Source organism: Mannheimia sp. USDA-ARS-USMARC-1261 (assembly GCF_000521605.1).
GTDB lineage: Bacteria > Pseudomonadota > Gammaproteobacteria > Enterobacterales > Pasteurellaceae > Mannheimia > Mannheimia indoligenes.
The window spans coordinates 511,412-523,019 of sequence record NZ_CP006942.1; the positions used below are offsets into that span (position 1 = coordinate 511,412).

The window sequence follows — 11,608 nt, forward strand, 5'->3', positions numbered from 1 at the left end:
AATTCAAAAAATATTCACTTTGAGATAGTAGAGTTGATTTAAATTTCATATTCTCTTTAATGAATTATTAGAATTTTCTTATTAATGTAATAGGAAAAATTCTTATTTATATTTAATAATTTTTTACCTGAGTGGGAGAACCAAAATGAAATTATTCACGAAAAGCCTAATGGTGGCTGCAATTTCAATATTGGGGTGTTTACAACCGGCTTTAGCAGAAGAAGCAAAAAAAGAGTCTTTAACAGATAAAGCCGTTAAACACGAAAAATTAGGCGTAACGGTTGAGTCTGCAAACCACCTTTTTGCAGAGAAATATCCGCTCCAGTATAACTCTTGGAAAGCGACTTCTCAATCAACCGACCGTGGTAGTGCGTTAGAGTATGACCCACGTTATGTGATTTTATGGGCAGGCTATGCGTTCTCTAAAGATTATAACAAACCACGTGGGCATTACTATGCGGTTACCGATGTGCGTGATATTTTGCGTACCGGGGCACCTAAAGATGAAAACGACGGTCCACAGCCTTCAGCTTGTTGGACCTGTAAAGGTCCGGATGTTGCTCGCTTAATTGAAGAAAAAGGTGAGCGTGGTTATTTTGACCCTAAATGGGCAAAATATGGTTCAGAAGTCGTAAACTCAATTGGTTGTGCAGACTGCCACGATACAGCTTCAGAAGAGTTTAAAGAAGGTAAAGCAGCACTTCGTGTTGCACGTCCTCACGTATTGCGTGCGTTAAATACCATTGGTTGGAAATTTGAAGACTTAGACAAGCACGGACAACGTCCAGCCGTGTGTGCAAACTGCCACGTGGAATACTACTTCAAAAATAAAACAGACGTAACTTTCCCTTGGAAAAACGGTATTGATGTAGATAGCATCGAAAAATACTACGATGAAATCAACTTTGCCGACTGGACACACGCCTTATCTAAAGCACCAATGTTAAAAACCCAACACCCTGACTTCGAAGTTTGGGCTCAAGGTACACACGGTAAAAACGGAGTGACTTGTATTGACTGCCATATGCCAAAAGTGAAAGATAAAGACGGAAAAGTTTACACCGAACACAAAATCGGTAATCCGTTCGATAACTTTGAAGCGACTTGTAAAACTTGCCACGAGCAAAGCAAAGAAACACTTGAAAAACGTGTGAAACAATACAAACACGATGTGAAAGAAGCGATGATTCGTTTAGAAGATCAATTAGTGAAAGCTCACTTCGAAGCGAAAGCGGCTTGGGAAGCCGGTGCAACAGAAGTTGAAATGAAAGATATTTTAACTGCAATCCGTCACGCTCAATGGCGTTGGGACTACTCAGCAGCAGGTCACGGTAACCACTTCCACGCACCAGATGTTATGCTACGTACTATCGCAACCGGTATTGACCGTGCAGCAGATGCTCGTGCAGAGTTAGGTGTAGTATTAGCGAAACACGGCGTGACCACTCCGGTTGCAATTCCAGACATCTCAACCAAAGAGAAAGCACAATTAGCGATTGGCTTAGATATTCCTAAAGAGCAAGCTGCGAAAGATGAATTCTTAAAAACAGTTGTGCCACAATGGGAAAAAGAAGCTCGTGCTAAAGGCTTATTGCCTGCAGAAGACGCACCAAAAGCAGATGCAAAATAATGTAGCTTGAGGTGATACTATGAAAAATTTAATCTCAAAAGCAGGGCGAAGAATCGCCCTCCTACAAGCGGTCGCATTTGCAAGTTTTTTTGCAATTTCAACCGCTAGTGCAGAAATGCCGGCTCCGCCAAAACCACTTTGGCAATCTGAACAAGCGGATAATTCACAAATTGCTCAAGATGCTCGCCGTGATCCAAACAAATACTGTACGCAATGTCACGAAACAGCGAATGCAACAGGTAAGCCTTTCCATCACGCAGGAAAACATTTCCAAAAAGATGTGAAAAGTCCAAATACAGGCGAGCAACTTACCTGTGTGAGTTGCCACGGGAATATCTCTGAAAGCCATCGTAAAGGGGTAAAAGACGTAATGCGTTTTAACCCTCACGGTAAAGCAAGTAATGTAGATCTTGAGCGTTCTATTAATGAGCAAAATCAAGTTTGTGTAGCTTGCCATACACCAGAGAAATTGCGTGAAAAATTCTGGGCTCACGACACACACGCAACAAAAATTACTTGTACGAACTGTCATGAAATTCACCCGGAAAAAGATCCGATGAAAGACATTCCTGAAAAAGATCGTATTAAACTTTGTACAGATTGTCATACTAAAATTCATTCAGGAGAATTTAAAAATCCTGAAATGAAAGCCACAGAAGCAAAAGGAATAAAATAATGACTTGCACCCGTAGAGATTTCGTCTCAGGGGCAGGTGCTATAGCTGTCGTAGCAAGCACCGGGCTTGCTACCTCAGTAACTCTTGCTACTGAGAAAGAACAAAAGAAAATTCGCTATGCGATGGTACACGATGAAACCTCTTGTATCGGTTGTACTGCGTGTATGGACGCTTGCCGTACTACAAACAAAGTGCCGGAAGGTGTTTCTCGATTAGAAATTATCCGTAGCGAGCCGTTTGGCGAATTCCCAAATGTACAGTATGAGTTTTTCCGTCAATCTTGCCAACATTGTACTAACGCACCTTGCGTAAGTGTTTGCCCGACAGGTGCATCGTTTGTTGATCCGGAAACGGGGATTGTGGATGTTCATTCAGATTTATGTGTGGGTTGTCAATATTGTATTGCGGTGTGTCCGTACCGTGTACGTTTCATTCACCCAGAGAAAAAATCGGCAGATAAATGTAACTTCTGTCGTGACACCAACTTGGCTGAGGGCAAACAACCTGCTTGTGTTGAAGCCTGCCCAACCAAAGCATTAACCTTCGGTGATATGAACGATCCAACCAGCGATATTTTCCACAAAGTGAAAAACAACCCTGTTTATCGCACGAAAACATCGCTCGGTACAGAGCCGAACTTGTATCACATTCCATTTGGTAAAGGAGAACATAGATAATGAATGAATATGTACCTTTCCAAACCCCAAACCTTGTTTGGGACGGCACCATCGCTATCTATTTATTTCTACTTGGTATTTCATCAGGTGCGGTACAGTTAGCGATTGCTTACCGTAATAGCGGTGTAAAAATCGAAAAACCAAGCCAAAACTGGATTATTCGCAGTGCGGCAATTCTTGGTACATTACCAACCATCATTGGTTTGTTGTTGCTAATTTTCCACTTGACCAAACCTTGGACATTCTGGAAATTAATGTTCAACTACAACTTTTCATCGGTAATGTCGATGGGGGTGATGTTATTCCAACTTTATATGGCAGTTCTCGTTGTTTGGATTGCAATTATGTTTAAAGATTGGTTAGCCTGCTTTATTAGCCGCTACCTACCAATGTTTAAATTTGCTTTAGGTTGGATCGATTTTGCCGAAGCAAAACTGTTAAAACCGATTGAATTTATCTTATTCGTGTTAGCGGCGGTATTAGGGGCTTACACAGGCTTCCTACTATCAGCCTTAGTCAGCTATCCGATGTTAAACAACCCTGTGTTACCGGCACTATTCTTAGCATCCGGTGCATCTTCAGGTATTGCGGCAACATTCCTGATGGTATTAATTGCCGGTAAATTATCGGGGGAAAGCCACGAAGTCCACTTTATGCACAAATTTGAAGTGCCGATTATGGTAACTGAATTAGGTTTAATTGTGGCATTCTTCGTGGGCTTACACTTCGGTGGGGCAGATAAATCACTTGCTTTAACAAATGCACTTTCAGGCTTCTGGGGTAGCGTATTCTGGATCGGCGTAATGTTAATTGGTATCGCTATTCCATTAACGGCAAATATTTTTGGTAGCCACCGCTTGAAACATAATGTGAAATTTATTATTTTAATTTCTATTTTCGACTTAATCGGTGTACTCTGCTTACGTTACTTTATCCTCTATGCAGGGCAACTTACGGTTGCAAGCTAAGCGATAAGCTAAAACATTATTTAAGCAATAGGGTGGGGGCTAATATAGCCCCCCTCTTTGCTAAAGATGGGAATTTAATTAAACATCTATTTTCGTCCTATTTTACCTTCACAAGCGGTCATTTTTGGGATTTATTATGCTACCTGAACTGGGCTATTTTTCACTTTTATTGGCTGCAATTTCAGCGGTTTTTCAAATTGGTTTTTCACTTTGGGGAGAGCTACGCAAGCAATACCATTGGCTAGCGTTATCGCCTTTGTTTACTTATTTGCAAGCTACTTTTACCACAATTTCCTTTTCTGCTTTAGCCTATGCTTTTTTGATAGATGACTTTTCTGTTATCTATGTCGCAGCCCATTCCAATAGCCAACTTCCTGATTTCTTTAAATTTGCTGCTACTTGGGGCGGACACGAGGGCTCAATGCTGTTTTGGCTTACTGCTCTTGTGCTTTGGTCTGCGGTATTTTGCAAATTTTCGCAAAAAATTGACCGCTTGTTTGCCAATCGAACTTTGGTAATGCTGGGGCTGATTTCGCTTGGTTTCTTGCTTTTCATTTTGTTAGTTTCTAGCCCATTCGAGCGAGGCTTTCCACCTCCACCGGAAGGGCGAGATCTCAATCCAATGTTGCAAGATATTGGTTTAATCTTCCACCCTCCGCTACTTTACTTAGGCTATGTAGGCTTTGCGGTTAGCTTTGCGATGATTGTCGCTGCCTTAATTTCCGGTGGAATGGACGTGGCAGTAATGCGTTGGATCCGCCCGTGGACGATGATTTCGTGGGGTTTCCTTACTGCAGGCATTATTTTAGGGGCTTGGTGGGCTTATTATGAACTCGGCTGGGGTGGCTGGTGGTTCTGGGATCCTGTTGAAAATGCCTCATTAATGCCTTGGTTATTAGGCACAGCATTAGTGCACAGTTTGATTGTGAGCCAACAACGAGGCGTGTTCTACTACTGGACAATTTTACTTGCCATCTTCGCTTTCGCTCTAAGTTTATTAGGCACTTTTATTGTTCGCTCTGGGGTTTTAACATCTGTTCACGCTTTTGCGGTTGATCCTGACAGAGGAATGGCAATTCTTATCCTCTTTTTTAGCCTCAGTTTCGTTGCATTAGCCCTTTTCGCCTTTCGAGCGAATTTATGGCAAGGCAAAGTTCGTTTTGATTTGCTCTCGAAAGAAACTGCATTCCTACTGATTAACGGCTTATTTAGTGTAGCGGCTTGTGTCGTATTGTTAGGTACATTTTATCCGATGATCTTTACCATAATGAATTGGGGATCGATCTCGGTTGGTGCTCCATATTTCAATAGTGTTTTTGCTCCGCTTAGTTTACTGCTAATGGTAGTGATGGGATTTGCAGTAGTGCTACGCTGGAAACAGATCCCAACTAAACAGATTTTAGTAAAATTATGGTTATTCCTTGTGGCAGTAGGCTTGGCTCTCGGCATAATTTACACCTCTATTTCACAAAGACCGCATTTTGATTTCGTGCTACTGCCAATTGTGTTCATCAGTTTCGCGGTATGGATTATTTTAACCCATATCCCTTATTTGCCATTTATGTTCAAAATAAAACCGCTTGCAATGCGATTAGCCCACATCGGCTTTGCGATCTGCGTGATTGGAGCGATGATGAACAGCTATTATGGCGATGAAATCGGCGTGCGTTTAAAACCAAATGAACAGGCGGAATTAGCGGGTTTTACCTTCAAATATCAAGATTATCACGATTTAATTGGTCCAAATTACACCTCAGAACAAGCCGTATTTTCAATTAGTAAAGATGAGAAAGTGCTTGCAACAGTAACGCCTGAAAGACGTTATTACGATGTGCGTACGATGACGATGGCAGAGGTCGGGCTTTATCACCACTATTTAGACGATATTTACATTGTTATGGGCGATAAATTCGGTAATTTAGAATACGCTTTCCGCCTGCATTACAAGCCTTATGTGCAAGCCCTTTGGCTGGGTGGTATTATTATGATTATTGCCTCCATTTTGGCATTATTCGGCTATCGTAGAGAACATAAAAAATGAAAAAAGCACTGTTACTTATTCCTATTTTGATACTTGTAATGATTGTGGGCTTTCTTGCCGTGCCGTTAATGAATAAAGATGCACTTTCACCAACCGAAGACTGGCAGGGCAAGCCTTTCCCTGAATTTGTGGGCAAAAACTTACTTGATGGCAATGCTCATTTAAATAACAACAGCTTGCCTCAAGAGCCTTATATTCTCAACGTTTGGGCAAGTTGGTGTACTTGGTGTATTAAAGAATTTCCTATTTTATTAGAACTCAAACAGCAAGGTGTGCCAATTGTCGGTTTAACCTATAGCGACCGCCCAAATGATGCTCTTAAAGCGTTACAAAACTGGGGAAACCCATTTAGCTTGATTATTGATGATTATGAAAAAGGCTATTTAATTCAAACGCTTAAAGTTTCATCAGCCCCATCGAGCTATTTAATTGATCGACACGGCGTGGTACGTTATCAACAAAAAGGCTACAACCCGGATTTCGCCCAAGATTTTATGCCAAGATTAGAGGCTCTTAGGAAGGAAAAATAGTGAATGATAAATAACCTATTTTCACTTTTGCAAAAAATTGCCAAAATTTTACCGCTTGTATTTGCGATGAGTGTTTGCATTAATACCGCCCAAGCGGATATGGTAGATACTTTCCAATTCAAAAACGAATCAGACCGAGTAAGGGCGATTTCACTTGCTCGCTCTTTACGTTGCTTACAATGCCAAAACCAAAATTTGGTGGAATCAAACGCAACTGCCGCCTATAACTTGCGGATTGAAGTGTATGAAATGGTAAATGAAGGCAAAAGTAATGAGGAAATTATCCGCATTATGACCGAACGTTTCGGCAATTTTGTGAATTACCAGCCACCGCTTACACCACAAACGTGGGTGCTCTGGGGCTTACCGGTTGGATTGTTCGGCTTATTGTTTATTGCGATTTTATGGCGAACTCGAAAAAATAGAACCAAATAAGAGTAAATTCAATGGAAACCCGTGATCAATTAAGCAGAGAAAATTATCAACAGGCGGTCAAATTTGCTCAATATTTTGCAGAGGATGTGAAGCAAGAGTATGAGCGTGAGGCAGAGCAGCGTTACCAATTTGAGAAGGCTCAATTTGAAAAAAATGAGTTGCAAAATAACGTTAAAAATCGACCGCTTGCTAAAATGGCAATGCTTTCACTTATCGCAATTTTATTGTTAGGAACTGCTTACTATGCTTTCTCAGGGCGTTATCAAGTTGTACAAGAAGGCTTGAAAGTCCACAAAGATTTCCAGCAACAAGTAAGCGAACAGCACGGCACATCAAAAAATGAACGCTACATTATCAGTCTACAAAATCAGCTAAGAGAAAATCCCAATAGTGGAGACCTGTGGTATGAATTAGGGCAGGCTTATGTGTTAAGCAATGACTTCGACTCCGCCTTAGTTTGCTACGACAATGCTCAAAAACTACTTGGTAAAAAAGCTGCCATTTTAGGAGCAATTGCCACCGCCCGCTATTACGATAACGGACAGAAAATGACCGTAGAAATCAACGCAATTATTGATGAAGCTTTGAGTTTAGATAAAAATGAAAGTGCTAGTTTATTGCTACGGGCTTCGGACGGCTTTCTAAATAATAACTACCAACAAGCACTTGATTACTGGCGGAAAGTGCTAGATAGCAACAATGATGCGATTAACCGCCGAGCGATTATTCAAAGTATGGAAATGGCAAGTCAGATGTTGGAAGGACAGCAGGAAAAATAAGTGTAAGTGGTATTTTTCTAGGGTATGTGTAAATGGCGAGCGAAAAACACCGCTCAAATTCCCATTTAAACGGTGTTGGATTTTGCCAATTTAACCCATCAACTCATCAATCAATTCTTTCACGGTTTTAATTCTATCAATTTGTGAAATGCCATTGCCGACCGACACATAACCATTGTCAAAATCGCCTTCCAGCATACCCAAACGCATTCCTGTACCTGCGTTCATCACTTTGGCGATTTCAGAGCGAGTTGCCCCATTTTCGCTCATTTCAAAGCATTTTTTGGCAAGCTGTGTTGGCAAAGAGCGGTAATAATACGGCTCGGTGCGGAACAATAACAAATCATTAGCCGTTGAATTGACAATCCATTCTTTGACTTTTTGATGACTACGGCATTCAGTTGTGGCGATAAATGCCGTGCCAACCCACACGCCTTCCGCCCCAAGTGCCAGACTTGCTTGCACTGCTTTTTTATCGGCAATCCCGCCCGCCAGCATAATCGGTAAATCCACTTTACCGACAAATTCCGCCAAGACATTAAAACTGCCCACTTCTTTCATCGGCAAAGTGCCACCTTCGTCAAAGCCCGTCAGCACCAAAATATCCGCCCCTAATGCTTGGGCTTTTAAAGCGTCCGCCAAATTGGGATTGGGCAAACGGCAGATGATTTTAATGCCCGCGTTTTTGAGTTTGGCGTAAATCTCGGGGTCAAGCCAGCCGTTGTCCAGCACCACAGGTACGCCTTCTTCAATAAACAAATCCACCATTAAGGGAATCAGCGAAAAATCATACGACAACATAAACGGCACGCCAAAAGGCTTATTGGTCAAGGCTTTAACCTTGCGGATTTCGTTACGCATACGCTCCAAAACCCACTTCGTTGGAAGTGGGGTTGGTCGTTTGCCCTGCGTGTGGGGCTAAAAAGCCCAGTCCGCCAGCGTCCGCCACGCTCGCCACCAGATGAGCGTCCGTCAGCCACGACATTGGGGCTTGGACAATGGGGTGTTTGATGTTTAAGATTTGGGTGATGCGGTTCATAAAATTTTCTCTTTAAAATAAATGGAATGGGGGTATTATAAAATTTTATAATTGGCAATTGAATGGCGATTTTTGGAAAGTTGGTTTTTAAAAATGGAAAGATAGGTTTTCAGGCTGCCTGAAATTAATTTTGCAAAATTTCAATAAAAAAACACCGCTTGTCATTAGAGCTCTCTTGTGCAAAAGTGATTGTCGCAGAAGGCTTTGAACGCATTCATCGCACCAACCTTGTGGGAATGGGTGTGTTGCCACTGCAATTTGTGGGCGGTCAAAATCGCCATACGCTAAAATTGGACGGTACGGAAATTTATGCGGTACAAGGGGAAATCTCGGCTCGCTGTGAATTAGAGCTTGTCATTAAACGCAAAAATGGCGAGATTGAAACCGTGCCTGTGTTATGTCGCCTAGACAGTGATAGCGATGTGAGAACTTATAAGGCGGGGGGCGTGTTAAGGGAGTTTGCGAGTAAATTTTTAGATAGCTAAAAATTTATAAATTGTGTAAGACAAGGCAATTTTGTGGTAGATTTATCTTGTTGGCTCAATTAAATCAACCAAATAAGGTGTATGTTAATGAGTAAAGATACAGGTAAAAAAATGAAGTATGCAAAAATTCTTTTTGATGTTTTAGCCAAGACTGGAGTTTTGAAGAAAATCCCCGAACTTCTTGAAAAAAGCCCACAACTGTTTAAACAAGTTAAAAATTGGTGGAATGGTAAGAATATTGCCATTTTGGGGGCGACTGCAAGTGGAAAAAATAGCTTATTCAATCGTTTGTGTGGTGTTGAAGTGAGTACGGATTACAACCAAACTCGTGCAAATGAAAAAGTTAAGAATTTCACTTTTCGCTATAAATTATCCCACGCTGATTATAGTGAAACTATTGAATTTAAATGCAAAAACTCTACAAACACGAGTGGCGAAATTGATGCAAGAGACCGCTATTGGCTTGACATTGCAAGCAAAGCAGATATTATTTTCTATTTAATTGACATTCAAAAGATTGAAAATAATGATGATGTTTATTTGGCTAGATTGAAATCTGATTTTAAATGGTTATCCGAAAATATGTCAAAATTCAAGGAGACATCAACCATTCATATTTTATTAAATAAAATTGATACAATCATTAAAGAAGATGATTTGGAAGAAATTGATAATTTATTTTCGGAAAAAGATTACATTTCAAATATACAGTCTATGTACAAAAAAATACTAGGTCAAAGCAAAGCAAATCGCATAAATAGTGTGCATTATATGAGTATGACCGATACTTATTTATTTGAACATTTTTTTAATAATGTCTTGTGCGATATATATGAGAATGAAGGAAAAAATAAATGAAAAATATATGGATTTTTCCTGATAGAGAACAAAATAGTAATTCTATATCCACAGACGGAGATAGAATTGCTAGTTTAACTGAGTTGATTGATGTAACTGAAATACCCAAAGCAATTATTTTGGGTATACCACAAGAGCTTATTACTAAGCATATTGGTGAGAAATTTATTTTTGCTGAATATGCAAGAATGAATAATGGTCAAAATTTATTATCTCTATCTATTATTGCAGGGACTGATAAAGATAATAGAATTGTCTATTTGACAAATTTACAAATATTTTCTCAAAATGAAAAATATTCCATTCCGCCAATTAAAACAGAAAATTTTCCTGAAATAGAAAATAAATATTTTGATGAATTTTTGGATGAAAATTCATCCATTTATGACCCTGTAAAAATTATGCTAAAAAATATTGATAACAATAAACATTTAACAACATTTTCTAGTGAAAACTTATATCAAATCACAGATAAACACGATTGGATGCCTAAAAAAAAAGACAGAAAGAAAAGATTGATAGTATTCGCAATTTTGTTTCTAAGTTGCTTAATAACAATTCTAATGATTAACCGATAAAAGTAAGGTGCCGTACCACGCACCATTAAAACCCCAATCCCAAAAGGATGCATAATAGGTATCTACACCCAAAGGACAATTTTATGAGCAACAAACTTTCAAAATATGGTATTAGCCAAACTAACCGCCCAAAAATCCCTGCAACCAAAAAGCTGGATTTAACAGGCGAACAAGGGCAACATATTATTAAATCTGAAACCAAATTGGTATTACGAACGCATAAAGAAACCTTTAAACGCTTGGCGGATATGTAATGGAAATTATTTGTTTTCCATTTGAACGAGTTATTGAAATTAACGCCTATATTCTTTCTACTGAAAAGGCATGAAAGGACAAGCGGATATTGGCAAATTACAAGGAGCATTATCTCGGATTAATAATGCGATTTTGTATGAAGGGTTAAATGATGTGTTTGAAATTGCCAGTAAATATGCTAATAGCATTGCAATGGCTCACGCTTTATCTGATGCCAATAAACGCACAGGATTGGTGGTTGCCTTAGAATATTTATCGCTTAATGATTATGAAATTACGATAGACCATATTTTAATGGCGGATGCAATGCGTGATTTGGTCATTGGCGAATTGTCCGAAAGTGAATTTGCGGATATTTTATATCATCAATATGTAAGTAGCACAAACCCACAAAAGGAATAACCAAAATGCAAACCCCAATCCTCGCCACTTATATGCGTGGTGGCACATCAAAAGGCACATTTTTTAATTTGGCTGATTTGCCAAAGCCTTGCCAGGTGGCAGGGCAGGCACGGGACGCATTTTTGCTCCGTGTCGTGGGCAGCCCTGCCTCTTACGGCAAGCAAATTGACGGACTGGGAGCGATTCATTTCTCAAAGTTTGCAGCCAGCCCAAAAACCCATTTTCCAAAATTCCAATAAAAAACACCGCTTGCCT

Annotated in this window: 14 protein-coding genes and 1 pseudogene; 14 read left to right on the top strand and 1 reads right to left on the bottom strand. The window is 40.0% G+C overall.

The window, feature by feature from the left end:
* The first annotated feature begins 145 nt into the window (after positions 1-145).
* The 8 genes from nrfA to X781_RS02575 all read left to right on the top strand — a co-directional run bounded on the left by nrfA (position 146) and on the right by X781_RS02575 (position 7,736).
* Positions 146-1,630: an ammonia-forming nitrite reductase cytochrome c552 subunit gene (gene nrfA, locus X781_RS02540; RefSeq protein ID WP_025235411.1), complete on the top strand. Its 1,485-nt coding sequence runs from the start codon at positions 146-148 to the stop codon at positions 1,628-1,630.
* A gap of 19 nt (positions 1,631-1,649) precedes the next feature.
* Entirely contained in the window at positions 1,650-2,306 is a 657-nt protein-coding gene (nrfB, locus tag X781_RS02545) for a cytochrome c nitrite reductase pentaheme subunit (protein WP_025235412.1), read from the top strand.
* Entirely contained in the window at positions 2,306-2,983 is a 678-nt protein-coding gene (nrfC, locus tag X781_RS02550; protein ID WP_025235413.1) for a cytochrome c nitrite reductase Fe-S protein, read from the top strand. Before nrfB ends, nrfC begins: the two co-directional genes overlap by 1 nt.
* Positions 2,983-3,951 (top strand): cytochrome c nitrite reductase subunit NrfD, encoded by a 969-nt coding sequence (nrfD, locus tag X781_RS02555; protein WP_025235414.1) that lies wholly within the window; start codon positions 2,983-2,985, stop codon positions 3,949-3,951. Before nrfC ends, nrfD begins: the two co-directional genes overlap by 1 nt.
* 136 nt (positions 3,952-4,087) lie before the next feature.
* On the top strand, positions 4,088-5,992 hold the full coding sequence (gene nrfE, locus X781_RS02560; RefSeq protein ID WP_025235415.1) for a heme lyase NrfEFG subunit NrfE: 1,905 nt from the start codon (positions 4,088-4,090) through the stop codon (positions 5,990-5,992).
* Positions 5,989-6,522, top strand: a complete 534-nt coding sequence (locus X781_RS02565) for a redoxin family protein (protein ID WP_025235416.1) — start codon at positions 5,989-5,991, stop codon at positions 6,520-6,522. Before nrfE ends, X781_RS02565 begins: the two co-directional genes overlap by 4 nt.
* Before the next feature lie 3 nt (positions 6,523-6,525).
* Positions 6,526-6,957 carry a heme lyase NrfEFG subunit NrfF gene (gene nrfF / locus X781_RS02570; RefSeq protein ID WP_025235417.1) on the top strand — a complete coding sequence of 144 codons (432 nt, stop codon included), beginning with the start codon at positions 6,526-6,528 and terminating at the stop codon, positions 6,955-6,957.
* An 11-nt stretch (positions 6,958-6,968) separates the two neighbouring features.
* Entirely contained in the window at positions 6,969-7,736 is a 768-nt protein-coding gene (locus X781_RS02575) for a TPR domain-containing protein (protein WP_025235418.1), read from the top strand.
* Between the two features lie 90 nt (positions 7,737-7,826).
* On the opposite strand, the pseudogene X781_RS02580 reads toward X781_RS02575, so the two are convergent.
* Positions 7,827-8,775, bottom strand: a pseudogene (locus X781_RS02580) (NAD(P)H-dependent flavin oxidoreductase).
* A gap of 158 nt (positions 8,776-8,933) precedes the next feature.
* On the opposite strand from X781_RS02580, the gene X781_RS02585 reads away from it, so the two are divergent.
* The 6 genes from X781_RS02585 to X781_RS02610 all read left to right on the top strand — a co-directional run bounded on the left by X781_RS02585 (position 8,934) and on the right by X781_RS02610 (position 11,592).
* The gene (locus X781_RS02585; protein WP_025235419.1) at positions 8,934-9,260 is read left to right on the top strand and encodes a hypothetical protein; all 327 of its coding nucleotides are present in this window, start codon (positions 8,934-8,936) and stop codon (positions 9,258-9,260) included.
* 87 nt (positions 9,261-9,347) lie between these two features.
* Positions 9,348-10,118 carry a GTPase domain-containing protein gene (locus tag X781_RS02590; protein WP_025235420.1) on the top strand — a complete coding sequence of 257 codons (771 nt, stop codon included), beginning with the start codon at positions 9,348-9,350 and terminating at the stop codon, positions 10,116-10,118.
* On the top strand, positions 10,115-10,696 hold the full coding sequence (locus tag X781_RS02595) for a hypothetical protein (RefSeq protein ID WP_025235421.1): 582 nt from the start codon (positions 10,115-10,117) through the stop codon (positions 10,694-10,696). The genes X781_RS02590 and X781_RS02595 overlap by 4 nt, the downstream gene beginning before the upstream one ends.
* A gap of 83 nt (positions 10,697-10,779) precedes the next feature.
* The gene (locus X781_RS02600; protein WP_025235422.1) at positions 10,780-10,950 is read left to right on the top strand and encodes a hypothetical protein; all 171 of its coding nucleotides are present in this window, start codon (positions 10,780-10,782) and stop codon (positions 10,948-10,950) included.
* 70 nt (positions 10,951-11,020) lie between these two features.
* Positions 11,021-11,353 carry a type II toxin-antitoxin system death-on-curing family toxin gene (locus tag X781_RS02605; protein WP_038643871.1) on the top strand — a complete coding sequence of 111 codons (333 nt, stop codon included), beginning with the start codon at positions 11,021-11,023 and terminating at the stop codon, positions 11,351-11,353.
* Between the two features lie 5 nt (positions 11,354-11,358).
* Positions 11,359-11,592, top strand: a complete 234-nt coding sequence (locus tag X781_RS02610) for a PrpF domain-containing protein (protein WP_025235423.1) — start codon at positions 11,359-11,361, stop codon at positions 11,590-11,592.
* Positions 11,593-11,608: the final 16 nt, after the last annotated feature.